Here is a 21,620-nt window from a genome sequence, read left to right as displayed (position 1 = left end):
CAGGACAATAACGACACCAGGAGATCGGAGCCGCCTACTCGTTAGGCCGCTCCGTTATTGCGCGAGGGGGTTCCCCCATGGGCCGCGGCCGGGCTAAGGCAAAGCAGACCAAGGTTGCTCGAGAACTCAAATACAGTTCCCCGCAGACCGACTTCCAGCGGCTTCAGCAAGAGCTGGCAGGAACGGGTGCCGACGACTCCACCGACCTGGAGGACGACGGCGTCGCCGACTCCTGGGCAGACAGCGACGACTGGCGTCGCTAAGACCAGCACCACTGCGCCGGTGCCATCCGCTTCGGCACGGCGCTAGCCCGGCTCCCGGTTTTTAGAATCTCGGGTGCTGCCCGACGAGCTTTGCCCGCGGGCCCTCTTTACCGCCTTTGCAGACGGTTCCCAACACCCAGCAGTCCAGGTGGCGGGCCGTCAAGATGGCCAGGGCCCGGTCGGTGTCCTCCGGGGCGACGACGGCGACCATGCCCACGCCCATGTTGAACGTCTTCTCCATCTCCTCGCGCGTCACCCGGCCACGCTGGGCGATCATGGCGAACACCGGTGCTGGCGTCCAGGTCCCGCGGTCGATCTCGGCGACCAGGCCGTGCGGGATGACGCGTTGCAGATTGCCGGCCAATCCGCCGCCGGTGACATGGCAGAACGTGCGGACATGGGTTTCGGCGGTCAACGCCAGGCAGTCTTTGGCGTAGATCCGGGTGGGTTCCAAGAGCTCTTCGCCCAGCGTGCGGCCGAACTCCTCCACATAACCCGCCAAGTTCATCCGGTCGATCTCGAGCAGCACCGTGCGGGCCAGAGAGTAGCCGTTGGAATGCAGGCCGGAGGAGCCCATCGCGATGATGGTGTCGCCGGGTTTGACGCGTTCGGGACCCAACACGTCGTCGGCCTCGACGACGCCGATACCGGTCGCCGAGATGTCGTAGTGGTCCGGTTCCATCAGGCCGGGGTGCTCGGCCGTTTCGCCGCCGAGCAGCGCGCAGCCGGCGCGCACGCACCCCTCGGCGATACCCGCCACGATCGCGCTGAGGCGTTCGGGCACGGTCCGGCCCACCGCGATGTAGTCCTGCAGGAACAGCGGCTCGGCGCCGCAGACCACGAGGTCGTCGACCACCATCGCAACCAGGTCCAGGCCGACGGTGTCGTGCTTGTCCATCGCCTGGGCGACCGCCAGTTTGGTTCCGACACCGTCGGTGGACGCCGCCAGCAGCGGTTCGCGGTAATCGTTGCGCAACGCGAACAGTCCGGCGAACCCACCTAGGCCGCCCCGCACCTCGGGCCTGGTGGCCTTCGTCGCCAGCGGCTTGAACATTTCAACGGCGCGGTCGCCGGCCTCAATGTCCACCCCGGCCGACGCGTAGGTGATGCCGTGGGTGCCCGGGCTTCGTCCGGGGCTTTTTCCGGGATCCGTCATCGCGATAAAGGCTACCGGGCGCCGCCGACCGCCGTTATCAAACGTCTTGGAAGGGGCGCGCCGGACGTCCCTCAGTGGACGATCGGCACTTCGTCGGGTGCCAGATCGTCGAGACCGGCTCCGCGGGCGGCATTGGTGAGCATGTGCTCGATGACGTTCTTGCCCAAGGCAGTCTCCTCGGGCAGTTCGATCGGATACTTGCCGTCGAAGCAGGCGGTGCAGAGCCGCGACGCGGGTTGTTCGGAGGCCGCCACCAGGCCGCGCAGCGAGATGTAGCCGAGGGTGTCCGCGCCGATGGCGTGCCGCACCGCCTCGAGAATCTCCTCTTTGTCCTGCACGGCGTTGGCGATCAGTTCGGCCGGCGACGGGAAGTCGATGCCATAGAAGCAGGGCCACTTCACCGGCGGCGACGCGATACGCACGTGGACTTCGACGGCGCCGGCCTCGCGCAGCATGCGCAGCAGCGCGCGCTGGGTGTTCCCGCGCACGATCGAGTCGTCGACGACGATGAGCCGCTTGCCTCGGATGACCTCGCGAAGTGGGTTGAGCTTCAACCGGATACCGAGCTGGCGGATGGTCTGGGACGGCTGGATGAAGGTCCGCCCGACGTAGGCGTTCTTCATCAAGCCCTGTCCGTACGGGATGCCGGACTCCTGCGCGTATCCCACCGCGGCGGGGGTACCCGACTCCGGGACCCCGATCACCAGGTCGGCGTCGACCGGGCATTCGCGGGCCAGCCGGCGACCGATCTCCACCCGGGTGGCGTGCACGGACCGGCCGGCGATCGTGCTGTCCGGACGCGCCAGGTAGACGTATTCGAAGACGCAGCCCTTGGGGGTGGGGTTGGCGAAACGCGTGGAGCGCACCCCGTCGGCATCGATCGCGAGCAGCTCGCCCGGCTCGATGTCGCGCACGAACGACGCGCCGACGATGTCGAGGGCTGCCGTTTCGGAGGCCACCACCCAGCCGCGATCCAGCCGTCCGAGTGAAAGTGGCCGCACCCCATGCGGATCGCGGCACGCATACAGCGTGTTCTCGTCCATGAACGTCAGGCAGAACGCGCCGCGCACGGTTGGCAGCAGATCCAGGGCCGCCTGCTCCAGCGTGGAATCGGCCGCACCGTGGGCCAGCAGCGCGCCCAAGATGTCGGAGTCCGTCGTGGCCGGGGCGGGGGCGCGCCGGGCGATCAGGCCCGCGTCGCGGGCGCGGGCGGCAAGCTCAGCGGTGTTGACCAGGTTTCCGTTGTGCCCCAGAGCGACGCCGGTGCCGGCGGCGGTGTTGCGGAACACCGGTTGCGCGTTCTCCCAAGTGGTGTCGCCCGTGGTGGAGTAGCGGCAATGCCCGATGGCCACATGGCCCGGCATCGCCGCGAGCGTCTGCTCGTCGAACACCTGGCTGACCAGGCCCAAGTCTTTGAAGACGAGGACCTGCGATCCGTCGGCGACGGCGATACCCGCGGCTTCCTGCCCGCGATGCTGCAGGGCGTACAAGCCGTAATAGGTGAGTTTTGCGACGTCCTCGCCCGGGGCCCAAACCCCAAAGACACCACACTCTTCACGAGGCGAGTTCAGGTCCTGCTCAGGTTCTCCGGCGGTCACGATTGGGCGGCTCCCTGGGGAACGATTGGTGACGAAACGGAGTCTACGGGTCCGACGCCCGCGACCGCGAATTAACAGCGCGTGTTGGGCGGCGAAAATTCCCGCAGCCGACCCTAAACCTGCAGTTCAGAGTTGTCATTCAGCCGACACCGAACAAGGGCAGACAGTGTTCGATCTCACCCGCCCGAGCGCCGGAAAGGCTCAGCGCACCGGCGTCCTTCGCGTCCTGGAAGGACAGCATCCCGGTCGCCAGCAACAGCCACGTCCGCGGATCGGTCTCCACCACGTTGGGAGGCGTGCCCCGGGTGTGCCTCGGCCCGGCGACGCATTGCACCGCCACAAACGGCGGGATACGCACCTCGACGCTGGCGCCGGGCGCCACGGCGGCCAGAGTGCGGGCGGTGAGCCGGACGGCCGCGGCCAGCCCCTCGCGGTCGGGCCCCGGCAGGGATTCGTCGCGCAACCAATCCGCCACGGCCAACACGGCCTGCCGAGTCTTTGCCGGATCGGCCTTTTCACGGGCGGCCATACCCTAGGGTCTCAAACTCATGGAGCGTCGTCGCTTGCGGCGCGGGCCACCGTACAAGACCGTCGGCCTCGTGACGGTCATCATCATGGGTTTGGCCGGGTCGCTCCTGTACTTGCAGTTCCGTGGCGACCTCACGCCGACGACGAAGCTCACCATGGTCGCCACCCGGGCCGGGCTGGTGATGGATCCGGGATCCAAGGTCACCTACAACGGAGTGCAGATCGGCCGGGTGGCGAGCATCTCCGAGATCACCCGCGACGGCAAGCCGGCCGCCAAGGTGGTCCTGGACATCACCCCCCGGTACGTCGCGATGATCCCGGCCAACGTGGCGGCCGCCATCAAGGCGACCACGGTATTCGGCAACAAATACGTCGCGTTGAACTCGCCGTCCCAGCCCGCAGCCCAAGCGATCACACCGTCGACCGTGATCGATGCGAGGTCCGTGACGACCGAATTCAACACCGTGTTCGAGACACTCATCTCGATCGCGGAGAAAGTCGACCCGGTCAAGGTGAATCTGACGCTCAGCGCGGCCGCGCAAGCCCTGACGGGATTGGGCGACAAGTTCGGCGCCGCTGTGGTCAACGGCAACACGATCCTCGACGACGTGAATCCCCAGATGCGCGAAATCCGCGTTGACGTCCAGCGGTTGGCCGCGCTCGGTGACACGTACGCCAACGCCTCGCCGGACTTGTGGGACGCGCTCGACCACGCGGTGACCACGGCGCGGACGCTCAACCGCCAGCAAGCCGACCTGGACGCGGCGCTGCTGGCGGCGGCCGGACTGGGCGGCGCGGGCGCCGACGTATTCGGTCGCGGCGGGCCGTACCTGGCGCGGGGGGCCGCCGATCTGGTCAGCTCCAGCCAGCTGCTCGACGAGTACAGTCCGGAAATCTTTTGCACCATTCGGAATTTCAACGAAGTCGGACCCAAGATCCACAACGCCCTCGGCGACAACGGCTACTCGTTGGGCGCCCACGCCGCGGGCGCAATCGCCGGGGCGCCCAATCCCTACATCTGGCCGGAGAATCTGCCCCGGACCAACGCCAGAGGCGGTCCCGGCGGTCTGCCTGGCTGTTGGCAGACCATCACTCGGCAGTTGTGGCCGGCGCCGTTTCTGGTGATGGACACCGGCGCAAGCATGGCCCCCTACAACCACTTCGAACTCGGCTCACCACTTTTCGTCGAGCATGTGTGGGGTCGGCAGCTGGGCGACTACACCATCAACCCGTGACGCCGCACGCCCAGCGCGGCGATCGCGCCGGCCTCGTTGATGGCCAAATGCACCAACATGGGCGCGGCGAGGCTGCCGGAACGGTCTGCCAGCCAACCGAATAACCAGCCCGCGATGCCCGTCACCAATACGGTGCCCACCACCGGGTCGCCCGCCGACCTCGCATCCGCGATGTGGGAGAGCCCAAAGCACGCCGCTTGCAATAACATTCCACCCGACCGGCCGCACGCCCCGGAAGCGGCGGCGGTGAGCGCGGCGCGGAACGCGGCCTCCTCGGCCCAGACGGTCCCGACGGGGATGCGCAGCAGCAACCAGCCGGGCACCGATCCGGGCGGTTCCCGCTCGGCCATCGATGCCCGCACCAACGGCACCGCCGTCGTCGCCGCGATCACGCTTGCCGCCGCCGCTCCGGCCGCCGACCCAAGCCGCAGCCCCGTCCACAGCCGCGGCGGAGATAGACCCAGCGGAGCACGCGTCACCAGCACCAGCAGGCCGGCCGCGCCGGCCTGGACCGCGGCGCGCCACGCCGGGGGCAGTCGCGGGCCCAAGAAGCTCCAGCCAACCAGGGCGGCGGCCAAAGAGAACGCTTGCGCCCGGCGAAAACCGGTTCGGCCCATCAGGGTTCGCTGCTGGGTCTCATCCGAAGAGGCGGGGCAGCACTGCCTCGGACGTCTCGCGCAGTTCCTCCAGCGACACGGTGAATAGGCCCTGAACCTCCACCGCGTCCGAGTCCTGATCGACGACGCCGATGCGCACCGCGGGCAGCCCGCGCGCCTCACACATCGCCCGGAACCGGCTCTCCTCGGTGCGCGGCACCGCCACCAAGACCCGGCCCGCCGACTCGGAAAACAACGTGACGAACGGATCGGTACCCTCGGGAAGCACGATGCGGCAACCGGTTTCGCCCGCCAGGGCCGCCTCCACGATCGCCTGCGCAAGCCCGCCCTCGGACAGGTCGTGCGCCGCGGACACCAGTCCGTCGCGAGAGGCCGCGGTCAGCACCTCGGCCAATAATCTTTCGCGTGCCAGGTCCACCGCGGGCGGCACCCCACCCAGGTGGTCGGCCGTCACCTGCGCCCAGATGGAACCGTCGAGTTCATCGTGCGTATCACCCAGCAGCATCAGGGCCTGGCCCGGTTCGCCGCCCAGACCGGTTGGGATGCGCCGGCCGACATCGTCGAGCACACCGAGCACGCCGACTACCGGCGTGGGCAGAATCGCCGCCGACCCAGTCTGGTTGTAGAAGCTGACGTTGCCGCCGGTAACCGGAATGCCAAGGGCCGCACAACCATCGGCCAGCCCCCGCACCGCCTGAGAGAACTGCCACATCACCCCGGGATCCTCCGGAGAGCCGAAATTGAGGCAGTTTGTCACCGCGACGGGGGTGGCGCCGGTGACGGCGACGTTGCGGTAGGCCTCGGCCAGCGCGAGTTGGGCTCCGACGTAGGGGTCGAGCAGCGTGTAGCGCCCCGACGCGTCAGTCGACAAAGCGATGCCGCGGCCGGTGGTTTCGTCGACACGGAGCACGCCGCCATCGGCGTGCTCGGCCAGCACGGTGTTGCCGCGCACATAGCGGTCGTACTGCTCGGTGATGAAGGCACGGCTGCACAGGTGCGGGCTGCCCAGCAGTGCAAGCAGAGTCGCGCGCAGCTCCTGCCCGGTCGTTGGCCGCGGCAGGCCGGTGGACCGGTCGGCGTTCAGGGCGTCCTGCGATTCGGGCCGCGCGAGCGGCCGCTGGTACACCGGGCCCTCGTGCGCCACGGTGCGCGGCGGCACGTCGACGATCGTTTCGCCGCGCCAGGTGATCCGCAATCGGTCGCCGTCGGTGACCTCGCCGATCACCGTGGCCAGCACCTCCCATTTGCGGCAGACCGCCAGGAAGGCGTCCACGTTCTCCGGCGCCACCACCGCGCACATCCGCTCCTGCGACTCGCTGCAGAGCACCTCCGCGGGCGTCATGTCCTTGGCCCGCAACGGGACGGCATCGAGCTCGATCGCCATCCCGCCGTCCCCGGCCGATGCTAATTCCGATGTGGCACAGGATAATCCGGCCCCGCCCAGATCCTGGATGCCGATCACCAAGCCGCCCGCGTAGAGCTCGAGGCAGCACTCGATGAGCACCTTCTCCATGAAGGGGTCGCCCACTTGCACCGACGGGAGCTTCTTGCGGGACCCTTCGCTGTCGAAGGTTTCCGACGCCAGCACCGATACCCCACCGATGCCGTCGAGGCCGGTGCGCGCGCCGAACAGGATGATCTTGTTTCCGGTGCCAGAGGCGAACGCCAGGTGCAGGTCTTCCTGGCGTAACACGCCGACGCACAACGCGTTTACCAACGGATTGCCGGCGTAGCACGCATCGAAGACCGTCTCGCCGCCGATGTTGGGCAACCCGAGCGAGTTGCCATAGCCGCCGATGCCGCGGACCACCCCGTCGACCACCCGGCGCGTGTCGGGGGCGTCGGCGGCGCCGAACCGAAGCTGGTCCATCACCGCGACCGGCCGCGCGCCCATGGCCATGATGTCGCGGACGATGCCGCCCACGCCGGTCGCCGCACCCTGGTAGGGCTCGACATAGGACGGGTGGTTGTGCGACTCCACTTTGAAGGTGACCGCCCAGCCGTCACCGATGTCGACCACGCCCGCGTTTTCGCCGATCCCGGCCAGCATGCCCGCACGCATGGCGTCGGTGGTGGTCTCGCCGAAGTAGCGCAAATGAACCTTCGACGACTTGTACGAGCAGTGCTCGCTCCACATCACCGAGTACATCGCCAGCTCGGTGTCGGTGGGTCTGCGGCCCAGGATCTCGCGGATCCGCTCGTACTCGTCCTCTTTGAGGCCCAGCTCGGCGAACGGCTGCGGCTGGTCGGGGCTGGCAGCGGCGTGCTCGACGGTGTCGGTCGCCTGGGTGCGGGCGCTCGTCCCGGAGACAGTCACGCCAGACAGTCTAGGGCGACGCCGCCATCGCCGTGGGGCGCCGCGTGGCTATTGCCCGACGACGCAGAAGACGTTGCCCTCCGGGTCGGCCAGCACCACCCAGCGAAAATTGTCGCCGAATGTGTGCCGGCCGACCTCCGTGGCCCCGCCGGCCGTCAGCCGGGAGACCTCGGCGTCAACGTCGGCGGCACCGAAGTCGAGGTGCACCCGGTTCTTCCCGGGCGTGGGATCGGGCACCTTCTGGAATCCGAGCCGGGGCCCTTCCGACAAGCTCACCGCGGTGAACTCGTCGGCGAGCAACTCCTGCGTCGTACCCCCGAACTGCTCGGCCCACCATCCGGCCAGCATCGCGGGGTCGCTGCAGTCGAAAGTGATCATCTCCACGTTGAGCGCCATACCGCCAGACCTTAGGCCTCGGAGTGACTCGGGTGAAAGGACTGCGCGGATCGCCGCGGTAATCCGGCGGTTAAGCGATGGTCAGGAAGTCGGCCATCATGGCCATGTCCTCGTGCTCGAGGTTGTGGCAATGCAGAAGGTACGAGCCGGCGTAGTCGGTGAATCGGGTGAGGACTTCCACCGCCTCGGCCGGGCGGACGTCGACGGTGTCTTTCCAGCCCATATCGAAACGTCCGGGTGCGCGGTTGTTGCGGGACAGCACTTGGAAGGAGTTCAGGTGCACATGAACGGGATGGTGGAACTCGGTGATGAACCGCCAGATTTCCGTCGTGCCGATCCTCGGGCGCGCCAGCGGCCGGCCCGGTTCATATGGCAGGTCGTTGATCGTCCATACCCCTCTTCTGCCTAGGCGGAAGAGGAAGGTCCGAGTGCCCACCACTTGCTCTCGGCTTAGGGGGGCGCTTGTGCTGAGCCGGTCGGGGATCGCCGAATCATCGGCACGGTCGGTGCCGACGATGTCGAACCGCATAACCTCGGCGGCGCTTCCGGCACCCAACAGGTTGAGTAGACGCACGCGTGTTCCGCTTTGGTAGCGGCCGAAGTCGACCGCGACCTCGAAGCGTTCGGCCGGAGCGATGTCGATGAAGTCATGGCTTACCGGCCGCGCGAGCAATCCCCCATCACTGCCGATTTGCACCAGCGCCGACCCTCCGGGCGGCTGCGGGTCCAATTGCAGCCGGTAGCGACGGGCATTGGATGCGTTGAGTAGCCGCAGGCGATAGCGGGCCGGATCGGTTTGCAGCACCGGCCATGGCGCACCGTTGACGAGGATGACGTCACCCAGGACGCCGTTCATGTAGTCGCCGGTCACCCCACCGGACTCAGCGGCCGGGTAGCGAAACGAGCCATCGGCGGCGAACGCACGATCGGTGATCATCAGCGGGATATCCCGAGAGCCCCGAGGCAGCGGCAACGCATCTTCCTCGTCGTCATGAACCAGGTGAAATCCGGCTAGCCCGCGCCACACCGCGGCACCGGTGTAGCCCATGCGGTGATCGTGGTACCACAACGTTGCGGCCCGCTGATCCATCGGATAAACGTATTCACGTTGTCCGACAACGCTGTTGCGTGCCATGTCCATCGCGGCGGGTTGACCCTGCGGCAAGATGAAATCGGTCGGATATCCATCGTGGTCTGGCGGGGTGTGCCCGCCATGCAGATGTACCACCACTGGCACCGGCAGACCGTTGCGGTGCCGCACGACGGTGCGTCGGCCGGTCCGTGACGCAATGGTGGGGCCCGGGAAGCTCGTGTTGTAAGTCCATGCCGCAGTGGTCATCTCGGGCAGGATGCGCAACTGTGTGACCTGCTGTGTGATCTCGTAGTAATCGGTGTGAGCATCGGTGCTGACTGGCGTCAATTGTTCCGGGATCGGCAGCGGGACTTGATAGGGGGCGGGCAGTTTGGGCTCACTGCGAATCAGCCGCCCCGACTCGGCGGAGCCCAGCAGTGCGTGCGACATTGGCCAGCTGGCGCCCACGACGCTGATCCCTGCCGCGGCGGCGCCCAACCGCAACGCGCTGCGCCGATTCACCGAGCCACATCCTGCTGTTCCGCGAGAGGGTGTGCGGTCAGCGGCAGACGCCAAACCGATGCGGTCAGCTGCACGATTCCAGCAATGAGCAGAACCCCGAGCGGAACGTGCAGGCCCGTCAGCCGCAATTCGCCCGAGGCGAACTCGGCAACGAAAAGAATTGTCACGAGCGTACCGACCGCTATCGGCCACCGCGGCCCGCCTGTTCTGCTGACGACCACGAGCGCAACCACCTGCACGACGGAGAGCATCGTGGTCACCCTGGCGCCGATCGAGTGCAGCATCAGTGCGTCGTACTGCCCGCCCAGGAAACTGCCGGCGAATGCGGCCTGAGCGACCGCCAGGATCGCCAATGTGGCGCTGGTAGCACGGGCGACTACCCGGGGCCAGCGTCGGCCGTCCGAGTTATCCGCCGTCATCGCGGCACACCCGCTCGGTTAAGGGTCACCGCGGCATACAGTTTGGCGGCTGTCATGGTTCTCCTTCGTCATGGCGTCGGACATCCGGGCTCAGGAATGACGACGAGACGACGCTGCGAAAAGTTACGCACGCAGTTGTAACTTTCGGCGCTGCCGAACCGTCCTTGAATTACGAGCTGCGAGTGGGCGTCGGTTGCTACCCCGGCGGTGTCCCGTCACAGCCGATTCCACGCTCACCGCAACGGAATACACCAAGGAGAAATGATGTCCAACCCGACGCCGCCCCGCTGGCTGAAGCCGATGAACAAGTTCATGATCGCGATGCAAAAGCTCGGGGTACCCACGGGACCGCCCATGGTGTTGACGGTGCCCGGCCGCAAAACCGGGAAGGCGCGCAGCACGCCCATGACACCCTTTAGGCTGGATGGACAGCTTTTTGCCGTGGCCGGATTCCCCGGTGCCGATTGGGCACGCAATGCACGCGCAGCCGGCGCCGGGACGCTCCGCAAGGGCCGAAAGGTGCAACGCGTCAGGATAACTGAGCTGGCCGCCGAGCAGGCCCGCCCGGTGTTGCGGGAATACCCGAACGAGGTGCCGGTCGGTGTCGCCTTCTTGAAGCGCTCGGGCCTGGTGCGTCACGGCCATCCCGAAGAGGTCGAGGCGCTGGCCGGCCGGATCGCCGTGTTTCGACTAGACCCCATTCCGGCGAGCTAACGCCGGACGATTCCACTATCGGTCGACCATCCCCGGAAGCCACCAACATGCACACCGCGTACCTTGTCGTGACGATAATCGCCATTGCCCTCGACGGATTTTCGGGCGTGAGCGCGCTGCTCCATTTCGCGCCCATCATTCCGCCGATGAGACGGGCCGGGGTTCCCCTGTCCTGGCTGAGATTTCCCATCGGCACCTTGAAAACCCTAGGCGCGCTTGGGCTTGTGGCCGGACTCTGGATTCCGGCAATCGGCGTCGCGGCGGCGGCCGGGCTAATTATCTTCTTCATCTGCGCGATGTACACACATGTACTCGCCAACGATATTTCCGGTCAGTTCGTCTTCGCGGGGTTCCTGCTCACGCTCAACGCCGCGACCTTCGCACTCACCCTGATCGCCCACCCCGCCGCCGTCTAGGCCTCGGAAACCTCAGAATGATTCAGGCGAAAGGAACGCGCGCATCGCCGCAGAGTAGGTCGCTACGTCGTGGGCGCCCATCAACTCGCGCGCGGAGTGCATCGCGAGCTGTGCGGCGCCGATGTCGACGGTGGGGATACCAGTCCGGGCCGAGGCCAGCGGCCCGATCGTCGACCCACAGGGCAGGTCAGCGCGGTGCTCGTAACGCTGCAGGGCGACCCCGGCCTGGTGACAGGCGAGCGCGAAGGGCGCGGCCGTGCGCCCGTCGGTGGCATAACGCAGGTTTGGGTGCACCTTGAGCACCGGCCCGGCGTTGACCTCGATGAGATGGCCGGGCTCGTGCCGCTCCGGATAGTTGGGGTGGGTGGCGTGCGCCATGTCCGCCGAGGCCAGCAATGACTCGGGCAGCCGACGCAGGAAGTCCTCCCGGGTGCCGCCGGCGGCGAGCACGATCCGCTCGAGGACGGTGCTCAATAGGTTGGACTGCGCACCGTGATCCGAAGACGAACCGACTTCCTCGTGGTCGAAGACCACCAGCACGGGCAGGACGCCACGCGGCTCGGCGGCCAGCAGAGCCTCCATCCCGGCATAACAGCTGGCCTGGTTGTCCAGCCGGGGGGCGCTGAGCAGGTCGCCGTCGGCGCCGATCACCGTCGACGGGGTCACGTCGTGGGTCATGAGGTCGGCCGCCAGCACGCTGGTCGGCGTCACCCCGGCGCGTTCCGCGACGAAGTCGATGAACGACCTAGCTTCGGCGCCAGCGCCCCAGACCGCGTTGACGTGTCGCTGGGGGTCCAACGTCAGCGATTTGCGGTCCTCGGCGAGGTGGATGGCCAGCTGGGGTACCCGCAGGATCGGCTCGTCTATCCGGACCAGCCGGTGCTCGATCCCCGTGCCCTGATTCGAGTGCACCGATAACCGTCCGCTGATGCCCAGGTCGCGGTCCAGCCAGGAGTTGAGCCATGCCCCGCCGTACGGTTCCAGCGCCACGACGCGCCAACCGGCGACCAGCCGATCCGGATGCTGCTTGACCCGCAGGTTAGGGCTGTCGGTGTGTGCGCCGACGATCCGGAACGGGCCGTCGGGCCCGTCGGAATTCCAGGCGACCAGCGAGCCGGCCCGCACGGTGAAGTAGCGACCCGGTTCGTCCGGCCAGCGTTGGGCCTCGCTCAGTTCGGTGTATCCGGCGGCGGTCAGCCGCGCCGCCACCGTGGCACAAACGTGAAACGGCGACGGAGAGGCGTCGATGAAATCGCAGAGGCCTGCGGCGTTGGCCGACATGTCCAACATCATGGCTGTCGACGACAACGGAGTTCACGCTAGGTCCGATTGCGCGGCTCCTTGCTCGCGCACTTCCTGCGCTCGCCGTCGCCACGCTAGGGTCGCCCATGTGCCTCTCGTCCAGCCGCAGCCGATCCTCGAGCCGTTGACGCCTGCGGCGGTCTTCCTGGTAGTGACCATCGACGACGGCGGAGAAGCGGCGGTACACGACGCGCTGCCCGACATTTCCGGCCTGGTGCGCGCGATCGGCTTCCGCGAGCCGCCGAAACGGTTGTCCGCCATCACCTCCATCGGCTCGCGAGCCTGGGATCGCTTGTTCTCCGGTCCGCGTCCCGCCGAGTTGCACCCGTTCGTCGAACTGGAAGGCCCGCGGCACACCGCCCCAGCCACGCCCGGGGATCTGCTGTTCCACATCCGGGCCGAAAGCTTGGACGTGTGTTTCGAATTGGCCGACCGCATCCTGAGGTCGATGGCCGGTGCCGTCACCGTCGTCGACGAGGTACACGGATTCCGCTATTTCGACAACCGCGACCTGTTGGGCTTCGTCGATGGCACCGAAAACCCCGACGGCCCCTTGGCCGTCAGCGCCACTGCCATCGGCGCCGAGGATCCCGAATTCGAGGGCTCGTGCTACGTACACGTGCAGAAGTATCTGCACGAAATGTCATCGTGGAACGCCCTGTCGGTCAGCGAGCAGGAGTTGGTGATCGGCCGGACCAAACTGGAGAACCTCGAACTCGACGACGACCAAAAGCCGGCCAACGCCCACATCGCCCTCAACGTCATCACTGACGACGACGGCACCGAGCTGAAGATCGTCCGGCACAACATGCCGTTCGGCGAACTCGGCAAGGGCGAGTACGGGACCTACTTCATCGGCTATTCCCGCACGCCGCGCGTCACCGAACAGATGCTGAGCAACATGTTTCTCGGTGATCCACCCGGAAACACCGACCACATCCTCGAGTTCTCCACCGCGGTCACCGGTGGCTTGTTCTTCTCCCCCACCGTGGACTTCCTTGATGATCCACCGCCACTGCCGGCAGCGCCGGTGGCGGAAACGTCTGTTGCACAAGACGGCTCACTTTCGATCGGCAGCCTGAAAGGAACCCCTTCATGAACAACCTCTACCGCGACCTGGCACCGGTCACCGAAGCCGCTTGGGACGAAATCGAAACGGAGGCGACCCGGACATTCAAACGCCATGTCGCCGGGCGCCGGGTAGTCGACGTCAGCGGCCCCGGCGGTCCGGTCACCGCGGCGGTCAGCACCGGCCGCCTGATCGACGTGGCGGCACCGTCTGACGGCGTGGAGGCTCACCTGCGGGCGAGCAAACCCCTTGTCCGGCTGCGGGTTCCGTTCACTCTCTCACGTTACGAGATCGACAATGTCGAGCGTGGTGCGCAGGACTCCGACTGGGACCCGGTCAAGGAGGCCGCCAAGAAGTTGGCGTTTGTGGAAGACCGGGCGATCTTCGAGGGTTACGCCGCCGCATCGATCGAGGGCATCCGCTCCGCCAGCTCGAACAAGCCGTTGACCTTGCTGGCCGATCCTCGCGAAATTCCGGATGTCATCACGCAGGCGATCTCCGAATTGCGGCTGGCCGGGGTCGACGGCCCGTACTCGGTGTTGCTGTCCGCCGATGTCTATACGAAGGTCAGCGAGACCACCGAACACGGATATCCGATCCTCGAGCACATCGACCGGCTGGTTCCGGGAGACATCATCTGGGCGCCGGCCATCGACGGTGCTTTCGTGCTTACCACCCGCGGCGGTGACTTCGATCTGCAACTCGGGACCGATGTGTCGATCGGCTACACGAGCCATGATGCGGACACCGTGCGGCTGTATCTGCAGGAGACGCTGACATTCCTGTGCTACACCGCCGAGGCGGCGGTCCCGCTGAGCTCCTAGGAATAAAAGCCGGGATGCGGCTGCTGTCGGTGAGGCAAGTGAACTTCTCACCTGGAGGCAGGATCCGATGGCAGCAACGATGGCCGGCTCCACCGCGCTGGTGACCGGGGCCACGTCCGGTATCGGCAAGGAAATCGCGCTCCAGCTCGCGGAACGCGGGGTTGAGGTCGTGGTACACGGCCGCGACGCCGAACGCGGCGCGAAGACCGTCCGCGAGATCGAAAATGCCGGCGGGAGAGCCCGTTTCGTCGCGGCCGACCTCAACGACCCCGACGACGTGCGCCGCCTGGCGGCCGAGGCGGGGCCGGTCGACATCTTGATCAACAATGCCGGAATCTACAAATTCGGAACCACCGTGGAGACGGATGACGCCGCCTTCGACGAGCACGTGAATGTGAACCTGCGCGCCCCTTACATTTTGGTCCAGCAATTGGCGCCGGGGATGATGGAGCGCGGCGGTGGCGCGGTGGTCAACGTGAGCACCGTCGCGGCGTCGGTGCCGGCCAGCGGCGCGGGCATCTATGGCGCTACCAAGGCCGGCCTGGAGCTGCTGACGCGTGTCTGGGCGGACGAGTTCGGCCGGTCCGGAGTGCGGGTGAACGCGATCGCGCCGGGACCAACCGACACCCCCGGCACCACCGCGACACCCGGCATGCTGGAGGCGGTGGCGGCCAGCACCGCGATCGGCCGGCCCGCCGAGCCGAGTGAAATCGCGAGCGCAATCGTCTTTCTCAGCTCTCCCGACGCCAGTTATGTCAACGGCGCTGTGGTGCCCGTGAGCGGCGGTCAACGCGCGATCACCGCCTGACGCAACGGTTTTCGCTACAGGTCCAGCACCAGCTCGGTCTCCGGGGCCGCCGAGCAGATGAGTATGGTCCCCTGCTCGGGCGGCTCCAGCGGCGGCTGCACGTAACTGGCCCTGCCGGCGACAACTCCGGTGACGCACACATGACACACGCCGCTGCGGCAGGAGAACCGGGTGGGCACGTCGCAAGCTTCGGCCAACTCGAGGATGCTCCCGAACTGGGATGACCAGTTGACCGTTAGGCCGCTGCGCGCGAAGGTGATCGACGGGCCCGTTCCCGCAAGTCCGGCCGGCGGGTGCGGCGGCGTGCGAGGAGCGCCGTCGACGATACCCGGATTGATCGACGGCAGGGCGCCGAATAGCTCGCTGTGGATCCGCTCAGGAGCCAGGCCCTCCGCGGTGAGTGCGTCGCGCATGTCGCTCATGAACTGGGTTGGGCCGCACAGGTATGCCGTGGCATTGGCCGGGATACCTAGCGCCGCGATGGCCGGGCGGTCCAAACGGCCTTGGGTCTGTGTGTAGAACACCGACTGCCGAGCACTCGGCAGAGATTTGATCAAGCTGGCGACTTCGGTTGCGAAAGCTTGCATTTCGCGGTTACGGGTGGTGTGCAGCCACCAGATGTCGCGCCTGCTGCAGGCCTCGGCGAGCGTGTGCAGCATGGCCAAGACGGGTGTGATGCCGATTCCCGCCGACATCAGCAGCACCGGGCCGCCGCCGTCGGCGAGGCAGAACTCTCCGCGCGGGGCGGCGGCCTCGACGACCGAGCCCGGCTGAACGTGCAAGTGCAGCCACGAGCTGACCAGTCCGTGCTCTTCCCGCTTGACGCTGATGCGGTAGTACCCCGCGGCGGGGTCCCCGGAGAGGGAGTAACTACGCAGCGGCGCCGGGGCTCCCGCGCCGGGGATTCGCACCGTCAGATATTGCCCTGGCAGCGGCGCCGGTAGCGCGGAACGGTCCTCGGCTTCCAGTTCGATGGACATCACCTGTGGGCTTTCCCGGCGCACTCCCCTAACCCGTAAGGGCCGAAACCCATCCCACGCCGGTATCACGGTCGGAGGCTCGGACGCCGGTCCCTGCGGTGAGGCGAGCATGTCCCGGAACGACTGCTGCCAGCCCGGGCTGAGCGCGGGGACGTCGACAATCTTGTGGAGTAGCTCGAGGTCGCGGTCCGGCAAGTACAACAGCGCATCGACGTCGGCGACGCTGAGCTCGTGGCGACCACGGCGCGTACGCACGACGTCATCGCCGGCACGCACCTGTCCTTCGGAAATCACCCGAAAGTAAAATCCCGGCCGGCGTTGGGAGACAAGGAGGTTCGGCATCCTTGGTTCGTCGAGGCGCATTCCGACCCGAAAGCAGGTGACGCGGGGCTGGGTGACCTCGAACTCGGCTTCACCGATTTGGTAGCGGTCACCGATGCACACCTCGTCGTCGGGCAGCCCAGTGATGGTGAAGTTCTCCCCGAAGTGGCCCGGCACGAGGTCGTCGCGGCCCAGGTATTTCTTCCAGAAGTCATATGACTCGGTCTGATACACCATGACAGCGCGCTGCTCGCCGCCGTGGCCGCCGAGATCACCCTGACCGTCGCCGTCGATGTTCAGGCGACGCACCATGACCGGCCCCTCGACAGGAGTTTTCCAGATCCCGGTGTAGACGGTCTTGTGATGCCACTGAACGTTCTTGGGGCGGCCGACGTTCACCGAAACCAGCTTGCCCACTATTCACCTCCGGGCTTCGCCAGTGGGACGGCCGGCCCAGAATATGCCGCTCCGTGCCGGAGGGCAACAGGAGGTGGGACTGTTGCGCGGTGCCCGCTCAGGTGCATACTGGGCGACACAACCCAAAACGGCGCGGCAGTGGATTCCTGAACGTGTGCCCGGTGCCGCGTGCTGTTTGAGGGCGAATCCCAGGAGGAAAACAATGCCGGCTGTCCATCATCGTTACGCCACCGTCGACGGTCACCGGCTGTTCTTCCGGCACGCGGGCGACCCGAACCATCCCGCCCTGGTGCTTTTGCACGGGTTTCCCACCAGCTCCTACATGTTCCGCCATCTGATCCCGATGCTCGCCGACCGCTACCACGTCATCGCACCGGATCACCTGGGCTTCGGGCTTTCCGACGCGCCGTCCGTCCAGGAGTTCGACTACACCTTCGACGCGCTGACCGACCTCACTGCCGCATTGCTGCGCGCCGTCGACGTCGACCGGTACGCGATGTACGTCCAGGACTACGGCGCGCCGATCGGCTGGCGGCTGGCGCTGCGCGACCCGTCGGCGATCACCGCGATCATCACCCAGAACGGCAACGGCTACGACGCGGGATTCGTCGACAGCTTCTGGAAGATCGTGCGCGCATACCAACGCGAACAAACGCAGGAGACGGAGGCCGCGGTCCGGCAGTTCCTCACGCTGGACGCCACTCGATGGCAATACGTCACCGGCGTTGCCGACGAGACCCTCGTCGACCCCGAATCGTGGCACCACGATTACGCGCTCATATCGCGGCCGGGCAACGACCTGGTGCAGCTGAAATTGTTGCGGGACTATGCAACCAACGCGCCGCTCTACCCGGTCTTGCACGAATACTTGCGCGCCAGCCAGATACCGCTGCTGGCGGTGTGGGGCCGCGGCGACGAGATCTTTGGTCCCGCCGGCGCCGAGGCGTTCGCCGACGACCTGCCGGATGCCGAGATCCGCCTGCTTGAGGGCGGCCACTTCCTGCTGGAGTCCGCACTGGACGACGTCGCCGCGCTGATTCGCGGCTTCCTAACCAAGGTTGACATGACCGCCTGACCGGTTCCGGGATCAATGGGTTGGATATCCCATAGTTCCCAAGGCTCGCGGGTTAGCCTGACGCAATGGCCCATTCCGATGTTCAAGACGAACAACGGTTGACCGCCAAGGGGCGCGCCACCCGGGACCGCATCGTGGAAGCGGCCGCCCAGCTGATCGTCACCGAGGGCCTGTCCGCGGCGAACATGGAAAACGTCCGCAAGGCGGCATCGGTCAGCGGTTCGCAGCTGGCCCACTACTTCGCCGACAAGAGCGCGCTCATTCGCGCGGTCCTCAGGCGTCAGATCGGCGTGGTGCTCGACTTCCACCGGCAGCCCCAGCTGGGTGGCCTGGCTTCTTTCGGAGACTTCGAGCGGTGGATCGACCTCAACATGCGATACCTCAGGCGCATCGGATATTTCGGCACACCCACCTACCACGCGCTTGCCGCCCAGCTGGCGAAGTCCGACCACGCGACGCGTGAAACGCTGGCGGCGGGCTATTGGCAGTGGGTCGATCTGCTCCAGGCAGCGATCCAGCGGATGAAGGATGGCGGCGCCTTGGTCGCGAACGCCGACCCTCGACGATTGGCGATGGTCATCGTCGCCGCCCATCAGGGCGGAGGCACTTTGGCATTCACCTACCGGGCGGAATGGCCGCACGCCGACGCGGTGCGCTTCGCGATCAACTACCTGCGCACCTTCGCAACCGATCCGGACGAGCGAACCCCGCGACCGGCGCGGCGTACCCGGCGCCGCGCGAGGGCCGCCACGTGAATGCCGAAAGCCCGGGACGATTCACCCGCAAGGGACTGGCGACGCGCGCACGGATCGTTGATGCAGCCGCGCGGCTCACGTTCGAGCGTGGCGTCGCCAACACCAGCATCGACCAGGTACGGCGCGCGGCCGGAGTGGGCGGCTCACAGATCGCGCACTACTTCCGCGACAAACGCGAGCTGACCCGTCAGGTCGTTGCCGCCCGCCGCGAAGACGTGCGGGCATTTCACACCCAGCCACCGCTCGGCGCCCTGGACAGCGTCGACGCCCTGCAGGCCTGGGCCGACGCCTGCGTCGCCGACATAGACGCCGTCTACCGCGTCGGCGGTTGCGTCTACGGCTCCTTGGCGGGCGAGCTGATCGACGCCGACGACGAAATTCACGACGATCTCTCCAGAGGTTATGACCAGTGGATTGAGCTGTTCGAGACCGGTCTTATGGCGATGCGCCGGCGCGGCGACCTGCGCCCCGACGCCGATCCGCGGCACCTGGCGGTGTCGTTGGTTGTCGCCCACCAAGGCGGCGCCATGCTGACGTACGCCACCGGGGATGGGGAACCACTGCGGGCCGCCGTCAACGCCGGCGTCGACTACGTCCGCTCCTTCACAGCGCAGACGCGCGCGAGCCGAGCCACCTCGACGCGGCGCCGCGGCACGTCCCGATCCAAGTAAGCGCACCGCTTCTCTGGACAGAATGGGATAGCTAGCCCATAATAATTGGGTTGGTTGGCCCAGTGAGGTCTGCGGCAGCTCACCGGTTCTGGTGGCGCGCCGATATCCCCACGCCCCCGCTGGATATTTGGGAGGAGCGCCACGTGTCCACCACCAATGCACCTGAGCTACCCTCCGCACCCGCCGTAGTCCGTGAGCGGCCCGGCGGGGAAACCATGCGGGCGATCATCCTGGAGGGATTCGGCGGCCTGGACAGCCTGGTCTACACCGACATCCCAAAGCCGTTGCCCAAGGACGGCGAAGTGGTGATCGAAGTCAAGGCCTTCGGCATCAATCACGCCGAGCTGCACATGCGCCGGGGCGAATGGGCCGAAGCCGCGGAGGTCAGCGGCATCGAATGCGTCGGCATCGTCGACTCGTGCCCGAGCGGTGAGTTCCGCGTGGGCGCAAAGTGGCGGCGCTGATGGGCGGCCTCGGCCGAACCATCAATGGCAGCTACGCGCAGTACACCCGCGTGCGCGCGGCGAACGTCGCCGCCATCGAATCCGAGCTGCCCTGGGCACAGTTGGCCGCGCTGCCCGAAACCTACGCGGTCGCTTGGACATGCCTCTTCCGCAACCTCGGCCTGAGGTCGGGACAGACGCTGGTCCTGCGCGGCGCGACCTCGTCGCTCGGGCAGGCCGCGCTCAAGATGGCCGTCGCCGCCGGCTCGCGCGTCATCGCCACCGCGCGAAGTCACGGCCGGTTTCCCATGCTCGAGGAGCTCGGCGCATCGCGCGTCGAATTGGAAAGGCGCGACCTGGCCGACCATCTCCTGGAGGCCAAACAGGTCGATGTCGTCCTGGACTTGGTCGGCAACAGCACCATCCTGGATTCCCTCGACATGCTGCGCCGCGAGGGAACGGCCTGCCTGGCGGGATGGCTGGGCGGGCTGGACCCGATCGGGAATTTCAACCCGCTGTTGCGCATGCCAAGCGGGGTCAACTGGAACTTCTTCGGCAGCTTCGTGTTCGGGACACCCGGCTTTCCGCTCTCGGATGTCCCCCTGCAAGACATCGCACGCCAGGTCGCCGACGGCACGCTGGAGGCCACGCCGTCCCGCGTCTTCGCCTTCGACGAGATCCGCGAGGCGCACCGCGTGATGGAATCAGGGGAGGCCGGCGGCAAGATGGTCGTGGTGATGCAATAAGAGAAGCCTGTTCCAGCAAAGAAATTCGCGGGGAAGGGACTAGACGATGGGGCTGGCATGGCAGCAAGGTCCGCTTGCGACCGGATCAGCGGGACGATTCCTGACCGAGCAGCCGTTACCACGACGACTGCTGTACGCCGAGCCGCTGCGAAGGCGAATGCGAGTGCAATTCGCGGACAGGTGGATCGCTGACAGCGAGAACGTGGTTCTGTTGCACGAGCCGGGTCGCTATCCGGTCGCCTACTTCCCGCTCGGCGACATCGAGGCGGGCATCGTGTTGGCCGAGGATCGCGTCACAGAGCATCAGGACCTTGGTGGCACGCAGTGGTTCACCATCAAGGTCGCGGAGCGGGAGGCCAGCCACGCAGCTTGGCGGCATACTTGTCTGCCGCCCTATGCATCGGACCTCGACGGGCGTCTCGCGTTTGCCTGGCGCGCCATGGACGCCTTTTACGAAGAGGACGAGCGCATCGTCGGGCATGCCGCGGACGCCTATCATCGCATCGACATCCGTTCCACGGCACGGCATCTGATTGTTCGTGCTGGTGACAGGGTGATCGCCGATACCCAGCACCCGCTGGCGCTTTATGAGTCAGGATTTGCGCCACGCTGGTATGTGCCCCGCGAGGATATTGACGAGTCTGCTCTCGAAATTGTTGAGACGCAAACCTTTTGCCCCTACAAAGGTATCTGCTCCTATTACGATATCGGCGACCGGAAACGCGCGGCGTGGTCCTACCTCAGCGCATGGCGCGAGGTGAGGCGGGTGGCGAACTGGGTTTCCTTCGAGCCGGATAAGATTGATGTCTACCTCGACGGCGAACAGCTTGAACTCGAGCCAGGCCAGACCGTCATTCCCCACGGCATCGACCGCGGATTGGACACAGATGAGGTCTTAGGGAAGACACCAACCGCGGGGATCCCATGAAGGCTTCCCTCGAAGTTGTCGTCGTGCC

General features: G+C 66.6%; 21 protein-coding genes and 1 pseudogene. 12 read left to right on the top strand and 10 right to left on the bottom strand.

Going from position 1 to position 21,620, the window contains the following annotated elements:
* Nucleotides 1-77: 77 nt before the first annotated feature.
* Nucleotides 78-263 (top strand): DUF3073 domain-containing protein, encoded by a 186-nt coding sequence (locus A5773_RS03105; RefSeq protein WP_066957904.1) that lies wholly within the window; start codon nt 78-80, stop codon nt 261-263.
* 61 nt (nt 264-324) lie between these two features.
* On the opposite strand, the gene purM is transcribed toward A5773_RS03105, so the two are convergent.
* The 3 genes from purM to A5773_RS03090 form a co-directional block, all read right to left on the bottom strand.
* Nucleotides 325-1,419 carry a phosphoribosylformylglycinamidine cyclo-ligase gene (gene purM, locus A5773_RS03100; protein WP_066957902.1) on the bottom strand — a complete coding sequence of 365 codons (1,095 nt, stop codon included), beginning with the start codon at nt 1,417-1,419 and terminating at the stop codon, nt 325-327.
* A 71-nt stretch (nt 1,420-1,490) separates the two neighbouring features.
* Nucleotides 1,491-3,017 carry an amidophosphoribosyltransferase gene (purF, locus tag A5773_RS03095; protein WP_066957900.1) on the bottom strand — a complete coding sequence of 509 codons (1,527 nt, stop codon included), beginning with the start codon at nt 3,015-3,017 and terminating at the stop codon, nt 1,491-1,493.
* Between the two features lie 139 nt (nt 3,018-3,156).
* Nucleotides 3,157-3,546: a sterol carrier family protein gene (locus A5773_RS03090; protein WP_066957898.1), complete on the bottom strand. Its 390-nt coding sequence runs from the start codon at nt 3,544-3,546 to the stop codon at nt 3,157-3,159.
* Nucleotides 3,547-3,565: 19 nt separating this feature from the next.
* Here A5773_RS03090 and A5773_RS03085 point away from each other — a divergent pair, with 19 nt between their 5' ends.
* Nucleotides 3,566-4,780, top strand: coding sequence for an MCE family protein (locus A5773_RS03085; RefSeq protein ID WP_066957896.1), 1,215 nt, complete (start codon nt 3,566-3,568; stop codon nt 4,778-4,780).
* Here the strand turns inward: A5773_RS03085 and A5773_RS03080 are convergent.
* The 5 genes from A5773_RS03080 to A5773_RS03060 all read right to left on the bottom strand — a co-directional run bounded on the left by A5773_RS03080 (nt 4,762) and on the right by A5773_RS03060 (nt 10,057).
* Complete coding sequence (locus A5773_RS03080; protein WP_067789340.1) at nt 4,762-5,397, bottom strand: CPBP family intramembrane glutamic endopeptidase; 636 nt, start codon at nt 5,395-5,397, stop codon at nt 4,762-4,764. The two genes, A5773_RS03085 and A5773_RS03080, sit on opposite strands and share 19 nt — an antisense overlap.
* A 19-nt stretch (nt 5,398-5,416) precedes the next feature.
* Nucleotides 5,417-7,714, bottom strand: a complete 2,298-nt coding sequence (purL, locus tag A5773_RS03075) for a phosphoribosylformylglycinamidine synthase subunit PurL (protein ID WP_066957891.1) — start codon at nt 7,712-7,714, stop codon at nt 5,417-5,419.
* Nucleotides 7,715-7,762: 48 nt separating this feature from the next.
* Nucleotides 7,763-8,110 carry a VOC family protein gene (locus tag A5773_RS03070; protein WP_066957889.1) on the bottom strand — a complete coding sequence of 116 codons (348 nt, stop codon included), beginning with the start codon at nt 8,108-8,110 and terminating at the stop codon, nt 7,763-7,765.
* A 70-nt stretch (nt 8,111-8,180) separates the two neighbouring features.
* The gene (locus A5773_RS03065) at nt 8,181-9,704 is read right to left on the bottom strand and encodes a multicopper oxidase family protein (protein WP_066957887.1); all 1,524 of its coding nucleotides are present in this window, start codon (nt 9,702-9,704) and stop codon (nt 8,181-8,183) included.
* Entirely contained in the window at nt 9,701-10,057 is a 357-nt protein-coding gene (locus A5773_RS03060; RefSeq protein WP_066957885.1) for a hypothetical protein, read from the bottom strand. Before A5773_RS03060 ends, A5773_RS03065 begins: the two co-directional genes overlap by 4 nt.
* Before the next feature lie 330 nt (nt 10,058-10,387).
* On the opposite strand from A5773_RS03060, the gene A5773_RS03055 reads away from it, so the two are divergent.
* Nucleotides 10,388-10,837, top strand: a complete 450-nt coding sequence (locus tag A5773_RS03055) for a nitroreductase family deazaflavin-dependent oxidoreductase (protein WP_066958056.1) — start codon at nt 10,388-10,390, stop codon at nt 10,835-10,837.
* Nucleotides 10,838-10,884: 47 nt separating this feature from the next.
* Nucleotides 10,885-11,253 carry a DoxX family protein gene (locus tag A5773_RS03050; RefSeq protein ID WP_066957883.1) on the top strand — a complete coding sequence of 123 codons (369 nt, stop codon included), beginning with the start codon at nt 10,885-10,887 and terminating at the stop codon, nt 11,251-11,253.
* 12 nt (nt 11,254-11,265) lie between these two features.
* Here A5773_RS03050 and A5773_RS03045 read toward each other — a convergent pair whose 3' ends face one another.
* Nucleotides 11,266-12,534 carry a M18 family aminopeptidase gene (locus A5773_RS03045; RefSeq protein WP_082948073.1) on the bottom strand — a complete coding sequence of 423 codons (1,269 nt, stop codon included), beginning with the start codon at nt 12,532-12,534 and terminating at the stop codon, nt 11,266-11,268.
* Nucleotides 12,535-12,643: 109 nt separating this feature from the next.
* On the opposite strand from A5773_RS03045, the gene A5773_RS03040 reads away from it, so the two are divergent.
* The 3 genes from A5773_RS03040 to A5773_RS03030 all read left to right on the top strand — a co-directional run bounded on the left by A5773_RS03040 (nt 12,644) and on the right by A5773_RS03030 (nt 15,256).
* Nucleotides 12,644-13,654: a Dyp-type peroxidase gene (locus A5773_RS03040; RefSeq protein WP_067789336.1), complete on the top strand. Its 1,011-nt coding sequence runs from the start codon at nt 12,644-12,646 to the stop codon at nt 13,652-13,654.
* Nucleotides 13,651-14,448, top strand: a complete 798-nt coding sequence (locus A5773_RS03035; protein ID WP_067789334.1) for a family 1 encapsulin nanocompartment shell protein — start codon at nt 13,651-13,653, stop codon at nt 14,446-14,448. The genes A5773_RS03040 and A5773_RS03035 overlap by 4 nt, the downstream gene beginning before the upstream one ends.
* A 67-nt stretch (nt 14,449-14,515) precedes the next feature.
* Nucleotides 14,516-15,256: an SDR family NAD(P)-dependent oxidoreductase gene (locus tag A5773_RS03030; protein ID WP_066957877.1), complete on the top strand. Its 741-nt coding sequence runs from the start codon at nt 14,516-14,518 to the stop codon at nt 15,254-15,256.
* A 14-nt stretch (nt 15,257-15,270) separates the two neighbouring features.
* Here A5773_RS03030 and A5773_RS03025 read toward each other — a convergent pair whose 3' ends face one another.
* On the bottom strand, nt 15,271-16,974 hold the full coding sequence (locus A5773_RS03025; RefSeq protein ID WP_067789330.1) for an MOSC and FAD-binding oxidoreductase domain-containing protein: 1,704 nt from the start codon (nt 16,972-16,974) through the stop codon (nt 15,271-15,273).
* Between the two features lie 202 nt (nt 16,975-17,176).
* On the opposite strand from A5773_RS03025, the gene A5773_RS03020 reads away from it, so the two are divergent.
* The 5 genes and pseudogenes from A5773_RS03020 to A5773_RS03000 all read left to right on the top strand — a co-directional run bounded on the left by A5773_RS03020 (nt 17,177) and on the right by A5773_RS03000 (nt 21,592).
* Complete coding sequence (locus A5773_RS03020; RefSeq protein ID WP_067789326.1) at nt 17,177-18,049, top strand: alpha/beta fold hydrolase; 873 nt, start codon at nt 17,177-17,179, stop codon at nt 18,047-18,049.
* A 65-nt stretch (nt 18,050-18,114) separates the two neighbouring features.
* Complete coding sequence (locus tag A5773_RS26405) at nt 18,115-18,804, top strand: TetR/AcrR family transcriptional regulator (protein WP_066957871.1); 690 nt, start codon at nt 18,115-18,117, stop codon at nt 18,802-18,804.
* Nucleotides 18,801-19,475 carry a TetR/AcrR family transcriptional regulator gene (locus tag A5773_RS26400; protein ID WP_066957869.1) on the top strand — a complete coding sequence of 225 codons (675 nt, stop codon included), beginning with the start codon at nt 18,801-18,803 and terminating at the stop codon, nt 19,473-19,475. Before A5773_RS26405 ends, A5773_RS26400 begins: the two co-directional genes overlap by 4 nt.
* A 143-nt stretch (nt 19,476-19,618) precedes the next feature.
* Nucleotides 19,619-20,664: pseudogene (locus A5773_RS03005) on the top strand (zinc-binding alcohol dehydrogenase family protein).
* A 46-nt stretch (nt 20,665-20,710) separates the two neighbouring features.
* On the top strand, nt 20,711-21,592 hold the full coding sequence (locus tag A5773_RS03000) for a DUF427 domain-containing protein (protein WP_066957866.1): 882 nt from the start codon (nt 20,711-20,713) through the stop codon (nt 21,590-21,592).
* The last annotated feature ends 28 nt before the right edge of the window (nt 21,593-21,620 follow it).

The organism is Mycobacterium sp. 852014-52450_SCH5900713 (assembly GCF_001667075.1).
Lineage (GTDB): Bacteria > Actinomycetota > Actinomycetes > Mycobacteriales > Mycobacteriaceae > Mycobacterium.
This window is presented reverse-complemented; position numbering and strand designations above follow the sequence as displayed.